Here is an 18,673-nt window from a genome sequence, read left to right on the forward strand (position 1 = left end):
ATGGAGCACACACTTTCAGCCCGGACCACGGCCACCGACCTCGCGATCGTCGGCGTCGCGCTGCGGCTGCCCGGCGCACGCACCATGGACGAGTTCTGGACGAATCTCGACCAGGGCCGCTCCTCGATCAGCGAGGTTCCGCAGGAGCGCTGGCGGGCCGCCGACTACGCGGGCGACCCGCGCCGGGACGGGAACAAGACCAGCAGTGTGCGTGGCGGCTTCGTCGAGGACATGGCCGGCTTCGACGCCGACTTCTTCCGCGTCTCCCCACGTGAGGCGCGGCTGATGGACCCGCAGCAGCGACTGGCACTGGAGCTCTCCTGGCACGCCGTCGAGGACGCGGGCTACCGCGCCGATCGGCTGACCGGGTCCCGTACCGGTGTGTTCGTAGGGGTGTGCCACTGGGACTACGCGGAGCTGATGGAACTGGAGCTCCCGGCCATCGACGCCTACTACCCGACCGGGGCCGCGTACTCGATCATCGCGAACCGGGTCTCCCACTTCTTCGACTTCCGAGGGCCGAGCGTGGTCAACGACACCGCCTGCGCCAGTTCGCTGGTGTCGGTGCAGCAGGCGGCACAGGCGTTGCTCGCCGGCGACTGCGACCAGGCGCTGGCCGGCGGAGTGAACCTGATCTGGTCGCCCCGGCACTTCGTGGCGTTCAGCAAGGCCGGGATGCTCTCCCCCGACGGCGTGTGCCGGGCCTTCGACGCCGACGCCAACGGTTACGTGCGTGGCGAGGGCGGCGGCATGCTGATGCTGAAACGGGCCGCCGACGCGATCCGTGACGGTGACCCGATCCACGCCCTGGTCAAGGCGATCGGCACCAACCACGGTGGCCGGACCAGCTCGCTCACCGTGACGAGTTCGAGCGCGCAGGCCGATCTGATCGTGGACACGTACCGGCGTTCGGGGATCGATCCGGGCACGGTCAGCTACGTCGAGGCCCACGGCACCGGCACCCCGATCGGCGACCCGATCGAGATTCGTGGCCTGAAGCGGGCTTTCGCGGAACTCGGCGACGACACCACCGACCAGCGCTGCGGGATCGGCTCGGTCAAGGCCAACATCGGCCATCTGGAGGGCGCGGCCGGCGTGGCCGGCATCCTCAAGGTGATCCTGGCGATGCGGCACCGGCGGCTGCCCGCGACCGTCGGCTTCACCCGGCTCAACCCGCTGATCGAGCTGGAGGGTACCCCCTTCCGGATCGTCGACAGCACCGCCGGCTGGGACGCGCCGGACGGCCCGCTGCGCGCTGGCGTCAGCTCGTTCGGCTTCGGCGGCACCAACGCCCACGCCGTGCTGGAATCCCCGCCGTCACCGCCGCCGATGGAGACGACCGCCGGTCCGCAATGGCTGCCGGTGTCCGCGCAGGACCCGGAGCGGCTGAGGGAACTCTGCGCGGTCCTCGCCGCCTGGGTACGGGCACGCGAAGCCGGCCCCGAGCCGCCGACCCTCGCCGACATCGCGCACACGCTGCGGCACGGCCGGACGCCGTTTCCCGAGCGCGTCGTGTTCCACGCGGACGACCTCACCGGGTGGGCGGAGCAACTGGAGGCGCTCGCCCGGGGCGACCGGACGCCCGTCGGCTGCCTCGCCGGGCACGCCGAGCCGGCCGCCGGCCTGGAGGAGGCCGACTTGACCGTGCTCACCGCCCGGTGGCGGGAGCAGGGCCGGGCCGACAAGGCGGCGTCCGCGTGGGTGCACGGACTACCGGTGGACTGGTCACAGTGGCCCACCACCGGCCGGCGGGTGCACCTGCCCGGCTACAGCTTCGCCCGTACCCGGTACTGGTTCCGTCCGTTGGACGGTGCGCCGACGACCTCGCCGGTGGCCCCGCCGAACGGCGCGCCGGTCGCCCTGGTGCCCCCCGTGCCGTCGCCGCTGCCGCACCGTGCGCCGACGGCCGCGCCGCACACCATCGTCGGGCCGGGCCGCCGCAACGCCCACGTCTGGACGTTCCCGCTGCGCTTCCCGGCGAGCCAGGACGTCGTACGTGACCACGTGGTGAACGGCACGCGGATCGTGCCGGGCGTCACGGTGCTGGACCTGGTCCTCGCCGCCGGTGCCACCGCCGAACCGGCGGTCGCGCCGGGAGCGGCGAGGCTGCGGCACGTGGTCTGGGCCCGCCCGCTCACGGTCACCGGCGACGAACTCAGCGCCGAACTGCGGCTGACCCGCACGCCCGACGGGTACGACTTCGCGGTGCTGGGTGCCGACGGCACGCGCTGCGCGGCCGGACGCCTGTCGACGGGCGAGACCCGACCGGACCGGATCGACCTGGCGGCACTGCGGGAGCGGTACCCGGCACCGCTCGACGTCGCCGAGGGCTACGCCGCACTGCGGGCCAGCGGCATCGTGCACGGGCCGGCCCTGCGCGGCATGCGCGAGGTGCGCCGTGGCGACGACGGGATCCTGGCCCGGATCGAGGTGCCCGCAGGGACGTCCACCGGCTGGTACCTCAACCCTGCGATCCTGGACAGCGCACTTCAAGCGGCCCTGGCGGTCGGCGCCGGCAGCGGTGGCTGGCGGCGGCCCGACGCGGTCGCCATGCCGTTCGCCCTCGACGAACTGACCGTGTGTGCCGCGACACCCGGGACGGTCACGGCGGTGTTCCGGGAGGTCCCGGCGGGCCCGGCCAGCAAGGTGGACGTCGACCTGTACGCCGAGGACGGCAGCACCGTCGCCCGGCTGCGCGGCTACACGTCACGCCCGTCGAGCGACGGTGCCGGTACCGGCGGGCGGACCCGTCCGGCGGACGGCGACCTGATCGAGGTGCGGCAGGTGTGGCGGGAGGCCGCACCGGCGTCGACCGGTGTGCCCGGGACCCTCGTGTTGCTGAACGCGGCCCTGGACGACCGGTCCGCGCGCGACGTCGCCGACCGCCTGGACGCGGAGCTCCTCCCGCTGCCCGCCCCCGTCCCGGGGGACCCGGTGGCCACTCTGACGGCCGCCTTCCGCGCCTGTTACCAGCATCTCCAGCACCTGCTCGGCCGGTCCGTGCGGGTGGTGCTGACGGCGCCGGGCCGGGCGGACGATCCCGGGTACGCGCCACTGGCCGCGCTGCTGAGAACCGCGCACAAGGAGAATCCGGCGCTGCGTGGCAAACTCGTCCTGGTCGAGGATCTCGCCGCCGGGGACACCGCGCGGTTCGAGCGGATCGTCCGCGCCGAACTGGGGGACCCGGACACCGAGGTCGCCTACGACCGGGCGGACCGCCGTCGGTGCCGGCAGGCATCGGAGCTGGGCGACGCCGATGCCGGTACCGAGCCGCTGCTTCGGCGCGGCGGCGTCTACTGGATCACCGGCGGTGCGGGCGGTGTGGGCCGCCTGGTGGCCGGACACCTGTCCCGCGAGTACGACGCGACGGTCGTGCTCAGCGGTCGTCGGGAGGCGACGCCCGCCGAGCTCGACGACCGGGTGGTCTACCGCCGGGTGGACGTCACCGACCCGACCGACGTGCGCGCGGTCGCAGCAGGGATCAGGCAGGCGTACGGCCGCCTCGACGGCGTCTTCCACGCGGCCGGGACGCTGGACGACGGGTACCTCGTCACCAAGCCGGTCGACGAGGCGGTGGTGCCGTTGGCGCCGAAGCTGGCCGGTACGGTGCACCTGGCCGAGGTGAGGCGGACCCACGGTGCCTCGTTCCTGCTGCTGTTCGGCTCGGTGGCCGGCGCGTTTGGCAGCGCGGCGCAGGCCGGCTACGCGGTGGCGAACGCCTTCCTGGACGCGTACGCGGCCGGTGATCCCGCGATCCGGGTCGTCGACTGGCCGCTCTGGGCCGACGGCGGGATGCGGGTGGACCCGGCGACCGAGGCGTACCTGCGCAAGACGAACGGGATGGTCCCGCTGCCCACCCCAGCGGCGCTGGCTGCGTTGGAGCGGGCCATGCACACCGACACGCCCGCACAGCGGGTCGTGCTGTACGGCGAGCGGGACAGGCTGCGCCGGTACGCGGGCCTGGTCGTGGACGAGACCCGTCCCGTATCCGCCTCCACCGCCCCCGCAGCCGCCGCTGTCGTGCTCGACGACAGCGACCTGGCCGCGCGGACCGAGGAGCATCTGCGTGCGCTCTTCGCGGAGCTGACCGGACAGGAGCCGGAGCGGATCCGGGCCGATCAGAAACTGGAGCAGTACGGCATCAACTCGCTGGTCATCGTGGACGTGACGAGCCGGCTGGAGGACGATTTCGGTTCCCTGCCGAAGACGCTGTTCTTCGAGCACGTCAACCTGCGTGGGGTGGCCGGGTACCTGCTCGCCGAGCACCGGGACCGCCTGCGGCAGATGTTCACCCCGACCCCGACCCCGACCCCGGCACCGGCACCGACCCCGGACCGGTCCCGGATCCCGGAGCCGCTCGCGGCGGTCCCGGCGCCGACGCGGGTCCCTGACACGCCGACCCCCGCCGCCGTGGCGACTCCGGTCGTCCGGTTGGACACGCCGGAGTCACCCGCCCGGGACGCCGGACGCGCGCGACGCCGCGACGAGCGGGGCACGCACGACATCGCGGTCATCGGCCTGGCCGGCCGCTACCCCGGCGCGGACACGGTCGAGGAGTTCTGGCGACTGCTCAGCGACGGCCGGCACCGTTTCGAGCCGGTGCCCGCGCACCGGTGGCCACACGCCGACCTCTACCGCAGCGAGCGAGACGTGCTCGGCAAGTCGGTGGTCCGCACCGGGACGTTCCTGCGCGACATCGACGCCTTCGACCCGCGCTACTTCAACATCTCCCAGCGGGAGGCGGAACGGATCGCCCCGGAGGTGCGACTGCTGCTTCAGGCGGGGGTGACCGCCCTGGAGGACGCCGGCTACTCGCGGGAGACGATCCAGCGCCGCTACCAGGGGGACGTCGGCGTGCTCGTGGGCTCGATGAACAACAGCTACGGACTGTACGGCTTCCAGAACATGCTGGTGCGCGGTGCCGTCACCAGCGGCAGCGAGATCGGTGTCTTCGCCAACATGCTGTCCTACTTCTACGGACTCACCGGACCGTCGATGTTCCTGGACACCATGTGCGCCTCGTCCTCCACCTGCGTGCACCAGGCGGTACGGATGCTGCGCGAGGGCGAGTGCCGCATGGCCGTCGTCGGCGGCATCAATCTCATGCTGCACCCGTACGACGTGATCGCCACCTCACAGGCCCACTTCACCACCAAGTCCGCGGAACTGCTGCGCAGTTACGGCCTCGGCGCCGACGGCACCCTCCTCGGCGAGGGGGTCGGCATGGTGGTGCTGAAGCCCCTCGCAGCGGCCGAGACGGACGGCGACCGGATCCTCGGCGTGATCCGTGGCACCGGCATGACCAACGCCGGAATTCGCAACGGATTCACCGTGCCCAGTCCCACCCAGCAGGCCCGGGCCATCGAGCGCGCACTGGACGACGCGGGCGTGAACGCACGGACGATCAGTTACCTGGAGGGCCACGGCTCGGCCACGTCACTCGGTGATCCGATCGAGATCACCGGGGCGACCGCCGCGTTCCGGCGGGACACCGCCGACAGCGGGTTCTGTGCGATCGGCTCGGTGAAGTCGAACATCGCCCACCTGCTCTCCGGCTCCGGGATCGCCGGCCTGACCAAGGTGCTGCTACAGCTGCGGTACCGGACCATCGTCAAGTCGCTGCACGCCGAGACGCTCAACCCGGGGATCGACTTCGCGAACACCCCGTTCGCGGTGCAGCGCGAGCGCACCACGTGGGGACGACCGGTGATCGACGGCGAGACCGTGCCGCGCCGGGCCGGGGTCACCTCGATCGGTGCCGGCGGCGCCAACGTGCACATCATCGTCGAGGAGCACGAGGCCGTGGCGTGGGGCGCGGCGGAAACCGGACGTCCCCAACTGCTGACGGTCTCCGCCACCACGCCCGGGGCGCTCGGCCGGGTGCTGCGGGACCTGCACGCGTACGTCAGTGACACCACCCCGGGTCTGGACTCGCTCGCGTACGCGTCGCAGACCGGCAAGAACGAGCTGCCGTGCCGCCTCGCGTTCGTCGCCACCGACCCGGCGCACGCGACCCGGACCCTCGCCGTGCTGGCAGCCCTGCCCTGGCAGGACGGCCCCACGCTGCCCGACGGGGTGCGCTTCACCCCGAGCACGATGCGTGAGCAGCGCACCCCCGACCCGGCCGCCGTGACCCGCGCGCTGCGCGACCGAGACCTCGCCGCGTTGGCCGACGACTGGATCGCCGGGGCGGAGGTGGACTGGGACGTGCTCTGGCCACCGGTGGCGCGGCCCACCCGGCTCGCGCTGCCCGGCTACCCCTTCGACCGGATCCGCTGCTGGTACCCGGAGGCCCCGGACGCGCCGACGGTGCTGCACCCGCTGGCCTTCGCCCGACGCTCGCATCCCTGGGTCGGCGCGAACGAGTCCGGCCTGGCCGGCATCTGCTACCGGCTCGCACTGCGCGGCGACGAACTGCTCGACTACGGGTACGCGCTGCACCGGGACCGACGCTACGCCACCACGGCGCTCCTCGACGCAGCCCCGGCCCTCGCCCGGCTGGCCGGTCTCGGCGAGCGGCAGTGGGCGGTGCGTGACGCCCGCTGGGCAACCCTGCCCGCCCCGGCCGACCAGACGGAGCTGCTCTGGAGCCTCACCCCGACGCCGTCCGGGACGCATCGGGCCGAACTGCGCCGGGCCGCCGACCGGGCGCTGGTGTTCACCGCCGAGTTGACGCCGCACGGAAGTGGGCCGGACCACCTCGACCCGGCCAGCACCGCACCGGACACCATGGGCCAGAAGGCTTTCGTCGCGCGGCTCGGCGAACTCGGCGTGGACTGCCGTCCGTACGCCTTCGGCGTCCACGGCGTCGCCGAGTTACCCGACGGCCGCCTGCTCCTGCGGGTGAGCGAGCCGGCACAGCGGCAGGACCGGCACCCCCGGCAGGTGCGGGTACCCGCCTGGGTGGATACGAGTCTGCTGCAAGGGGTCCAGCACCTGTTCGGCCGCGGCGACGTGACCGTCCGGCGGGTCGACACGGCCTTCGTCGCGGACGGTGGCAGGACGCGGATGTTGCTCGTCGAGCGCACCGGCCCGGACGCGGTGGACGTGCGGCTGCTGGACGGCGAGGGCCGGGCGGTGGGGTGGATCAGCGGCGCGGAGTTCGTGACCGATCTGCCGGACGAACTGGCCGCCGCCGCCGACGTGGTCGCCCATCCGGTGTCGACCTGTGCGACGGACGGCGGGCAGCTCCTGGCGGTGGCTCCCGGTGGCGCGCCGCCCATCGTCGACGAGGTGACCGGGACGCGGGAGGCCGCCGGCGTGCTGGAGACGGTCCGGCAGACGGTGGCCCGGTTGCTCAAGGCCGACGGCTCCGAGGTGGACGAGGACACGCACTTCATGGCGTTCGGATTCGACTCGATCATGCTGACCACGTTGGCCGCCGAGCTCAGTGGCGCGCTCGGCGTGGATCTGCGTCCGTCGTGGTTCTTCGAGTGTCCCAACATCAGGACCCTCATGCGCCGCATCGGCGACCAGATGCCCAGGCGTGCGCCCGCACCGCCACCGGCTGCATTGGTGCCGCCCGCACACGTGTCGGCCGGACCGCTCGGCGGTGCCGGTGCCCACCACGCACGCCGGACCAGCGGCGGCGGAGGGCCGGGGGACGACCTGACGGTGGCGATCGTCGGCATGGCCGGACGCTTTCCCGGGGCCGACGACCCCGAGGCCTTCTGGCAACGGTTGCGGGCCGGCGACGACCTCGTCTCCAGCTACCCGGACGACCGTTTCGACCAGCGGTACGCCCCCCTCGTGGCCGGCTCCGACTTCCCGAGGTACGCGGGCCGGCTCGACGGCGTGGACCGCTTCGACGCGGACTTCTTCACCGTGTCCCGGCTTGAGGCCGAACTGATGGACCCGCAGCAGCGGCTCGTGTTGGAGGCCGTGTGGGCCGCGTTGGAGGACGGCGGCCACCCGCCCGCCCGTCTGCCCGTCGACACCGGCGTCTTCGTCGGCGTCTCCGGTACCGACTACCACCACCTGCTCAACGCCAGTGGGGTCGCGCCGGACGGCTACACCGCCACCGGCAACTCGCACGCCGTCCTCGCCAACCGCGTCTCCTACCTGCTGGACGTGCGCGGCCCGAGCGAACCGGTCGACACCGCCTGTTCGAGCTCACTGGTGGCGCTGCACCGGGCGGTGGAGAGTGTCCGCTCCGGACGCTGCGGCATGGCCGTTGCCGGTGGGGTGAACCTGCTGCTCAGCGTCGACACGTTCGCCGCCACCCAGATGTCCGGCATGCTCAGCCCGACCGGTCGGTGCCGGGCCTTCGCGGCCGGCGCGGACGGGTACGTCCGGGCCGAGGCAGTGGTAGCGGTGCTGCTCAAGCCACTCGATGCGGCGCTACGCGACGGCGACGTCGTGCACGGCGTGGTACTCGGCAGCGCGGAGAACCACGGAGGTCGGGCCGCCTCGCTGACCGCCCCGAACGCCACAGCCCAGAACGAGGTCATCCGGATGGCGATGCGCGGCGTGGACCCGGACAGCGTCGGCTACGTCGAGGCACACGGGACCGGCACCGCGCTGGGCGATCCTGTCGAGGTGGACGCCCTCACCACGGCGTACCGGGAACTCGGTGGCTCGCCCCTGGTGGCCCGGGGGCTCGGCTCGGTGAAGACGAACATCGGGCACGCCGAGGCGGCGGCCGGCCTGGTCGGTGTGGTGAAGGTGCTGCTCGCCATGCGGCACGGCGAACTGCCGCCGGTACTGCACTGCGCCGAACTCAACCCGGGCCTGCGGCTCGACGGCAGCGGGTTCGAGGTGGTCCGGGAACGACGCCGGTGGACGCCGCGAACCGGCCCGGACGGACAGGTGTGGCCGCTGCGCGCGGGTGTGAGCAGCTTCGGCTTCGGCGGCGTGAACGCCCACGTGGTCCTGGAGGCGCCGCCGCCGGCAGTCCCGACGACGACCGATCCGGAGCCGCAGGTGGTGGTGCTCTCCGCCCGCGACGACGATCGCCTGCGGGCCGTCGCGGCCCGCCTGCACGGGCACCTTCACCTGACCCGGAGTGAGGGCCGAGCGCCCACGCTGTCAGATCTGGCTTTCACGTTGCAGCTCGGTCGGGAGGGCATGGAGCACCGGCTCGGGTTCGTCGCGTCCACGATGGATGAGGTGGTGGCGGCACTGGACCGGTTCCTGGCCGGTGACCGGGTGCCTGGCGGGCACACCGGCCGGCTGCCCCGGTCACGTGGCACCGGCGTCCGGCGTGACCCGGCCTCGACCCCGGCGGTGCGGGAGGCGTTGCACCAGGGCGACCTGGGCCGCGTGATCCGGTTGTGGTGCGCCGGCGAGTCGGTGGACTGGACCGCGCTGCACCCACCCGGGAAGCGGCGGGTGGTGTCCCTGCCGACGTACCCGTTCGCGGGTGAGCGCCACTGGGTACCGGCGAGCGCCGCGGCTCCGGTCCCGGTCGGTCCTGAATCGGTGGCCCCGACCCCGCATCCGGTGGATCCGCCGGCCTTCGACCCGGACCTCGGCGCCACCCTGCTGGCGGCGGTGCTGGACAACCGGGCGAGCCCGGACGCTCTGGACGGCCTGCTGCCCCGACCGATCGCCCCCTCCACGAGGAGCCGCCAGTGAGCCGCACCCTGCTTCGCGTGCCCGGCTGGCACAGCGAGCCGCTCGGCGTACCGGCCGTCGGGGCCGCGGACCGGCGCCTGATCGTGCTGTGTGACGTCGACGCGACGGAAGCGGCAGTGGTACGGGACCGGACGCCCCGCGTCTCGGTGGTCGAGGTGACGAGCGCCCAGGACGGGCCGGCAGCAGCCTACGAACACGGCGCGACCCGGCTCCTCGCCGAGATCAAGCGGCTGCTCGGTCGGCCCGAGCGCGGGTCGTGCCTGGTCCAGGTGGTGTGCCGGGCCGACGCCCCGACAGGTTTCTCGGGACTGCTGGGGCTGCTGCGTACCGCCGCCGAGGAGGATCCGTCGTTTCGTGGGCAGCTCATCGAGTTCGACCACGACCCGGGCGGCACGGAGATCGCCGAAACGCTTGCCGCCGAGCAGTACGCGGCACACGAACACGTCCGCCGTACGGCCGGCGGACGGCAGGTGCGCCGCTGGTCCCCAGCCGCAGCGGTGCCTGCGGCACCGCCCTGGAAGCCGGACGGTGTCTATCTGATCAGTGGTGGTGCCGGTGGCATCGGCCGGCTTCTCGCCGCCGAGATCACCCGGCACGCGCCGGGGGCCACGGTGATCCGGTGCGGGCGCTCGGAGCAGGGCGACGATCCGGCCGGGTACCGTCAGGTGGACGTCACCGACGCGCACGCGGTACGGGAACTCGTCGCCGACGTGTTCCGTACGCGCTGTCGGCTCGACGGGGTCCTGCACGCCGCCGGCCTGATCCGCGACGACTACCTGATCCGTGTCTCCTACCGGGACTTCCAGGCCGTACTGGCGCCGAAGGTGGCCGGTCTGGTGCACCTGGACGAGGCCACCCGAGACCTGCCGCTGGACTTCCTGGTCGCGTTCTCCTCGGCGGCTGGCACCTTCGGCAACGCCGGCCAGTCCGGGTACGCCGCCGCGAACGGTTTCCTGGACGCCTACCTGGCACACCGGGCGGGCCTGGTCACGTCCGGCCGGCGGCGCGGTGTGGGCGTGTCGGTCGGCTGGCCGCTGTGGCGTGACGGCGGGATGAGCGTGCCGGCCGACGAACTGCCTCGGCTGGTGGAACGGTTCGGCCGGCCGCTGTCGACGGCGGCGGCCATGGAGACACTGCACGGGGCACTGGCGCTGGGTGCCGCGCACGTCACCGTGATCGACGAGGGGCACATCGACGGGGGGAGCACGGTGGCGGTGGCGGACAGCCCGGAGTCCACGACGGATCTACGGGCACGGGTGGTGGTACGACTCAAGGAACTCATCGCCGCGACCATGCGGCTGGACGCCGACCGCCTCGACGCCGCACTGCCGTTGGACCGCTTCGGCATCGACTCGCTCACCGTGACCCGGCTGAACCAGCGGTTCGCCCGCTGGTTCACCGCGCTGCCGAAGACGGTGCTGTACCAGCACCCGACCCTCAACGACCTGGCCGGGTACCTCGCCGACCGGCACCCGGACGGATGCGCGCGCTGGCTCGCCGACGACGCCGGTGTCGATGCCGATGCCGCCCCGGCGTCCGCGCCCCGGTCTCCGTCCGTGGCCAGGGTGCCGTCGACGACCGGGGTACGGTCCGTGACTTGGTCCACGACGGGATCGCAGCCGGGGCGGACACCCGCCCGCAGCCGCCCGGCCGGCGTTGTCGAGCCGATCGCGGTGATCGGTCTCAGCGGGCGTTACCCGGACGCACCCACCCCGGACGCGCTCTGGGAGAACCTGCGCGCCGGCCGCGACAGCGTCACCGAGATCCCTGCGGACCGGTGGTCGCTGGACGGCTTCTACCAGCCGGATCCGCAGCGCGCGGTGGAGACGGGAACCAGCTATGGCAAATGGGGCGCCTTCCTGTCGGACTTCGCGCGCTTCGACGCGGCGTTCTTCCGTATCGCTCCCCGCGAGGCAGCCGACATCGACCCGCAGGAACGCCTGTTCGTGGAGGCAGCCTGGAACGCGATCGAGGACGCGGGTTACACCCGCGAGCGGCTCGGGGCCCGGGTCGGGGTGTTCGTGGGGGTGACCAAGACCGGGTTCGACCGAAACCGTCCGCCGGTCGGGTCCGGACCACGCCGCGCACCGCGCACGTCGTTCGCCTCGCTCGCCAACCGGGTGTCCTACCTGCTCGACCTGCACGGGCCCAGCATGCCCGTCGACACCATGTGCTCGGCCTCGCTCACCGCGATCCACGAGGCGTGCGAGCACCTGCGCGGCGGCTCGTGTGATCTCGCCATCGCCGGCGGCGTCAACCTCTACCTGCACCCGTCCACCTTCGTCGAGTTGTCCCGCTCACGGATGCTGGCCACCGATGGCCGGTGCCGTAGCTTCGGCGCGGGCGGCGACGGGTTCGTGCCCGGCGAGGGCGTGGGCGCGGTGCTGCTCAAGCCACTGTCCCGGGCGGAGGCCGACGGCGACCCGATTCACGCGGTGATCCTGGGCTCGGCCGTCAACCACGGGGGACGCACCAACGGGTACACGGTGCCGAACCCGCGCGCGCAGGCTGCGGTAATCCGGGAGGCGCTGGACCGCGCCGGGGTGACGGCGGCGGACATCGGCTACGTGGAGGCCCACGGCACCGGCACCGCGCTCGGTGACCCCGTGGAGGTGGACGGTCTCACCGAGGCGTTCGCGCCGGACGCCGGTGTGGCCGGCGGCTGTGCGCTCGGCTCGATCAAGTCGAACATCGGGCACCTGGAAGCGGCGGCGGGAATCGCCGGGCTCACCAAGGTGGTCCTCCAACTGCGGCACGGCGAACTGGCACCGACGCTGCACGCCGGGCGGCAGAACCCCGACATCGATTTCGCTGCCACCCCGTTCACCCTGCAGACAGCGCCCGGTGCCTGGGCCCGACCGGCGGACGGGCGTCCCCTCACAGCCGGCGTCTCCTCGTTCGGTGCGGGTGGTGCGAACGCGCACCTGATCGTCGCCGAGCACGTCCGGGTGCCCGACCGGCCTGCGCGTCGACCCGCCCCGGTGCTGCTGCCGCTGTCCGCGCGGGTACCCGAGGACCTGCGGGCCAGGGTCGAGCAGTTGGTCGACTGGCTCGCCGGCCGCGACGACGTCGACCTGGCGGCCGTCGCGGCGACACTTCAGACCGGGCGGGAGGCGATGGACGAACGCGTCTGCTTCGTCGCCTCGCACGTCGACGAGTGGCGCGGGCAGCTTCGCGCGTACCTGGCGGACGCCGGAGGCGACGGACCGTGGCGGCGTGGCCGGGTGCAGGTCGCTGCGGAGGCGCTGGCCGCCCTGGCTGGCAAACCAGAACTGCGGGCCCTGGTCCAGCGATGGATCGCCGCCCGTGAGTGGACGGAGCTGGCCGGCTTCTGGAGTCGGGGCATGCCGATGGAGTGGACGGCGCTGTACGACGACGGCGTCCCGCCCGCCCGTGTGCATCTGCCCCCGTACCCGTTCGCCGGCCGTGCCTACTGGTTCGAGCCGGAGTCGGAGTCGGAGCCGGAGTCGTGGTCCCAGCCGTTGCCCGGGTCCGGAGGCGAGCAGACGCCCGCCGTGCCGGCCCGGGACGATCCCGACGCGGCGAAGGTCGAGCGGATCCTGCTGGGCGAGCTGGCCGGAATCCTGGACATGCCGGCCGGGGACATCGACCGTCGGCGTCCCTTCGCGGACTACGGCCTGGATTCCATCCTCGGCGTCAGCCTGGTGCACCGGCTCAACGAGACGCTCGGTGCCGACCTGACCACGACCGACCTGTTCGACCACGGCAGCCTGGCCCGGTTACGGACCTTCCTCGTCGACCGTGTCGCCATCCGCCCGGCCCAGAACGGTGCCGCCACCACCGCAGCGCCGACCGCTGCCGCCGGGCGGGTCACCGCAGTGGCCACGGGTGTCACGACAGCCGCCGCACCGGCGGTCGCCGGGGGCGGCCCCGGGCCGGCGGGCGCCACCCACGCCGGCACACCCGGCACCGGCACCGGTCGCGGTGCGGCGATCGCCGTGGTCGGTCTGGCCGCCCGGTACGGCGACGCCGAAGACCCGCGAGCGCTCTGGGACCGGCTGCTGGCCGGCGTCGACCTGGTCGAGCCCGTGTCCCGTTGGCCGCTGGCCGCCGAGGTGACCTGTCACGAGGGGAGCTTCCTGCGTGACATCGACACCTTCGACCCGGCGTTCTTCGGCATCTCCGGCGTCGAGGCCACAGTGATGGATCCCCAGCAGCGGATCTTCCTGGAACAGTGCTGGAACGCCCTTGAGGACGCCGGGCTGACTGGCGCACGGCTGACCAGGGATCGCACCGGCGTCTACGTCGGCTGCTACGCCGGAGACTACGCGGAGCACGTCAGTCGGGCCGGTACCCGACCGGCGCAGGGGCTCTGGGGCACGATGGGTTCGGTAGTCGCCTCCCGGATCGCCTATCTGCTCAACTTCACCGGGCCCGCGCTGAGCGTGGACACCTCGTGCTCCAGTTCGCTGGTCGCCCTGCACCTGGCCTGTCGGGACCTTGCCGCCGGCACCGCCGACCTGGCGATCGCGGGTGGGGTGTTCGTGCAGACCACCCCCCGGCTGTACGAGTCGGCGAGCCGAGCCGGCATGCTGTCGCCGTCCGGCCGCTGCCACAGCTTCGACGCCCGTGCCGACGGCTTCGTACCAGGCGAGGGCGCGGGCGCCGTCGTGCTCAAGCGCCTGGCCGACGCCGAGCGCGACGGCGACCACGTCTACGGCGTCGTCAGCGGTTCGGGCCTCAACCAGGACGGCACCACCAACGGCATCACCGCGCCCAGTGCGCTCTCACAGGAGCGGCTGCTGCGCGACGTCTACGCCGCGGCGGGTGTGGAGCCGGGCGGGATCCAGCTGGTCGAGGCCCACGGCACCGGCACGCAGCTCGGCGACCCGATCGAGTTCCGTGCGTTGAGCCGTGTCTTCGCCGGGGTGGGCCCGGGTAGCGTGGCGCTCGGCTCGATCAAGGGCAACGTGGGGCACACCCAGTTCGCCGCCGGCATCGCCGGAGTGATCAAGGCGTTGCTGGCGCTACGGCACCGGCGGATACCGCCCAGCCTGCACTTCGAACGTCCCAACGACGCGATCCCGTTGGCCGGCAGCCCGTTCCGGGTGGTGACCGGGGCCGAACCGTGGACCGTGCCACGGCACGGGCCGCGCCGTGCCGTGGTCAGCTCGTTCGGCGCCAGCGGCACCAACGCGCACGTGCTGCTGGAGGAGTACCCGCCGGCCGACCGTCCCGACGCGGCAGCCGGAGAGCTGGCCTACCTGCTCTCCGCGCGCACCCCGGCGGCCCTGCGGTCGGTCGCCGAACGGCTGGTCGCGTACCTCGGCACCGAGCCGGGGCTGCGGGCCGACGAGGTCGCGTACAGCCTCGCCGCCGGCCGCGAGCCGATGGCGTGCCGGCTGGCCGTGGTGTGCGACGGGCTGCCACGCCTGGTCGAGCGGCTGCGTGCCTGGCTCGCCAGCGACACCTCCGACGAGAGGTTCGTCGATGCGCCCGCCGTCGACGACGTGTTCACCGGTCTGCCCGGCACCGACGCGGGTGACGGCGGGCCGATCGGCGGGCTGATGCCGCGCGCACTGGCCCGTGCGTACGTGCGCGGCGAGGCGCTGAGTCCCGCCGACTGCTTCCCACCCGAGGCCCGGCGCATCGTGCCGCTACCGACCTACCCGTATCAGCGGGAGCGCTACTGGGTAACCCCGGGCACGGCTGACCAGCCGGCATACCGGACCCGGCTCACCGGCGCCGAGTTCTTCCTCGCCGACCACGTGGTCGGCGGTCGCGCGGTGCTCCCAGCCGTGCTGTCCATCGAGTACGCCCGCCGCGCCTGCGGCAGCGGCGTCCCGTTCGGCCTGCGGGACCTGGTCTGGTCCGCCCCGTTCCCGGTCGGCGCGGATGGTGCCGAGCTGACCGTGACGCGGACCGGCGACGGGTTCCGGGTGCTGCGCGACGGCGGTGAGACGCACGCCCAGGGCCGGTTCGCCGCGACGGGTCCAGCCACACGTGTCGACCTGGACGCCGTCCGCGTCCGCTGCGGTGTCCGTGCTCTGAGTCGTGAGCAGTGCCGTGCCGCCCTGGACGCGGTCGGAATCCGGCACGGGGACCGGTTGCGGGCCCTGGACGGTCTCGCCGTCGGCGACGGCGAGGTGCTGGCCGGTCTGAGGTTGCCCGACGGGGTCGGCGAGGGTGACCTCGCGCTGCACCCGGCGATCCTGGACAGCGCCGTGCAGGCGGTGGTCGGCCTCTTCGGTGACGCCACCGGCGACTTCGGCGAGCCGGGCGGTGCGCCGGCGCTGCCCTTCGCGGTGGACGCCGTCGACGTGTTCGCGTCGACCAGCGGCGCGATGTGGGCGCACCTGCGGTACGCCGGTGATCCGGGCGACGGCGGCGGACACACCGGCCACCCGGGCTACGGCGGCGCGATCACCAAGGTCGACGTCGACGTCTGCGACGCCGACGGTCACGTCGCGGTCAGCCTGCGCGGGCTGACCTTCCGGCGGGCGGCGGCACCGGCCACCGTACGGACCGCGCTGCTCGCCCCGGTCTGGGACGCGCTGCCCGAGGGAGAGCCCCGCGACGTGCTCACCGGGCGCCGGGTGTCGCTGGTCGGCGGCACGGCGGCCGAGCGGGACGCGTTCCGGAGGCGCTTGCCGGAGGCGGTGCTGTCGGACCACGACCTGACCGTCGCCCTGCCCACGGACCTGGACCTGCTGGTCTGGCTCGCCCCGGAGCAGCCGTCGGCGGACGACGGCGCGCTCAGCCTCTTCCGGCTCGTGAAGGCGGTTCTCGCCGACGGCGGCGACGGCCGCGAGGTCGGACTGCTCGCGGTGACCCGGCAGGCCTGCCGGGTGCCGGGTGACGACGCCGTCCACCCGCAGCACGCGGGGGTCCACGGGCTGCTCGGCTCACTCGCCAAGGAGTACCCGCACTGGCGCGTCCGCCCGGTCGACGTACCGGCCGGGGAGGCGGTGCCGTGGGACGTGGTCCTGGCGGCGCCCGCCGTACCGTCGGGCATGCTCGTGGCCCGTCGCCGCGGCGAGTGGTACCGCCCGCGTCTGATCGAGGTCGCCGACCCGACGCGGGTGCCCGGGGCAGCCGACGCGACGCGGGCCGGGTGGCCGTCCGCGCCCAACGGGGTGGTGGTCGCCATCGGCGGCGCCGGTGGTATCGGCGTGGCGTGGACCGAACACATGCTGCGGCGGCACGGCACCCGGGTGGTGTGGATCGGCCGTCGACCGCTGGACGCGACCATCGCCGCACGCCAGGACGCACTCGCCGGGTACGGCCCCCGCCCCGACTACGTGTCCGCGGACGCCACCGACCCGGTCGACCTGCGGCGGGCGTGTGAGGAGATCGTTCGCCGGCACGGTCCGGTACACGGTGTGCTGCACTCGGCGATCGTGCTGGGCGACCGGAGCGTCGCCCGGATGGACGAGGAGCGGTTCCGTACCACGTACGCGGCCAAGGCCGACGTCGCGGTGAACCTGGCCGAGGTGTTCGCCGGCCAGCCACTGGAGTTTGTGATCTTCTTCTCCTCGATGCAGGCGTTCTTCACCGCCCCCGGCCAGGCCAACTACGCGGCGGGCTGCACGTTCGCCGACGCGTACGCGGACAGCCTGGCTGACCGGCTCAGCTGCCCGGTGAAGGTGATGAACTGGGGCTACTGGGGCGGAGTCGGCATCGTGGCCGCCGACGGGTACCGGCAACGGATGGCACGGCTCGGTCTCGGATCGATCGAGCCGGACGAGGGCATGTCGGCACTGGACACGTTGCTGACCACGCCGTACCACCGGCTCGCCCTGCTGAAGGCGGCGGACTCGCGCAGCATCTCCACCTGGTACGAGCCGTCCCTCCTCACCCGGCTCCCGGCGACCGCCCCGGCGGCCGTGGAGGTGCTGCGTGCCGGTCGCCCGGACCGGACCGGTGAGATCGAGCGGGTCCGTGCGGCGGCCGACGGGCATGCCCGCGTGATGGAGGACGCGCTGGTCCGGATCACCTGGGCGCTGATCCGCTCGTTGGGCCTCTTCGCCGGCGACCGAGCCGCCACCGTCGAGCAGTGGCGCCGCATCGGCGGGATCGAGCCCCGGTACGACCGCTGGCTGCGCCACACACTGACGGTCCTCGAACGGGCGGGCCTGATCCGTGCCCTCGGCGATGACCGCTTCGCCGCCTCCGGACCGGCCACCAGCGAGAGCGGGACCGGACTGGTCGACCTGGACGCCGCCTGGCGGCGCTGGGACGCCGACCGGGCAGTGTGGCTCACCGCCGCCGGCCGGCGACCGCAGGCGGTGCTGGTGGACACGACGGTGCGCGCGCTCACCGACATCCTCACCGGGCGGCGCCCGGCCACCGACGTCATGTTCCCGAACTCGTCGCTGGAACTGGTCGAGGCCGTCTACCGGAACAACCCGGTCGCCGACTACTTCAACAGCGTGCTCGCCGACACCCTGCTCGCGTACCTGCGGCGACGCCTCACCGAGGACCCGGACACCCGCCTGCGGATCCTGGAGATCGGCGCGGGGACCGGCGGCACCAGCGCGATGCTGTTCGACCGCCTCGCCCCGTGGCGCGACCGGATCGAAACCTACTGCTACACCGACCTGTCCAAGGCGTTCCTGCTGCACGCGAAGAAGACGTACGGACCGTCCGCGCCGTACCTGGACACCCGCATCCTCGATGTGGAACGGTCACTGGCCGAGCAGAGCCTGCCGATCGGCGGCTTCGACGTGGTGGTGGCGACCAACGTGCTGCACGCCACCCGCAACATCCGGGCCAGCCTGACCAACGGCAAGGCGGCACTGCGCGCACACGGCCTGCTCCTGCTGAACGAGCTGAGTGACAACGTGTTCTTCAGCCACCTCACGTTCGGCCTGCTCGACGGCTGGTGGCGGTACGACGACCCGGGCGTGCGGATCGACGGCTCGCCCGGCCTGCACGCGCAGGACTGGCTGCGGGTGCTGGCGGAAACCGGGTTCCGGTCCGCCTTCGTCGCCGCCGAGGGCGCCGATGACCTGGGACAGCAGGTGTTCGTGGCGGAGAGCGACGGCCTGGTGCGCCAGCCGGTGCCACCGGGCACCGAAGCTTTTCCCGAGGCCGGACCGGTATCCGACGTCCCGCCCGGGCCGCCCGCGCAGGT

The 18,673-nt window shown here is 73.2% G+C and carries 2 protein-coding genes (1 of these 2 running past the window's edge); both read left to right on the forward strand.

All coding sequences use genetic code 11. From position 1 onward, the window contains the following. Positions 1–9,576, forward strand: coding sequence for an SDR family NAD(P)-dependent oxidoreductase (locus Q2K16_RS00280; protein ID WP_302742746.1), 9,576 nt, complete (start codon positions 1–3; stop codon positions 9,574–9,576). Beyond that, positions 9,573–18,673 carry the beginning of an SDR family NAD(P)-dependent oxidoreductase gene (locus Q2K16_RS00285; protein ID WP_302742747.1) on the forward strand. The gene runs 14,908 nt beyond the window's last position, so the window shows 9,101 of its 24,009 coding nt (coding positions 1–9,101); the start codon lies at positions 9,573–9,575; its stop codon lies beyond the right edge, outside the window. Before Q2K16_RS00280 ends, Q2K16_RS00285 begins: the two co-directional genes overlap by 4 nt.

It is taken from the genome of Micromonospora cynarisoli, from assembly GCF_030518815.1.
Classification (GTDB): Bacteria; Actinomycetota; Actinomycetes; order Mycobacteriales; family Micromonosporaceae; genus Micromonospora; species Micromonospora wenchangensis.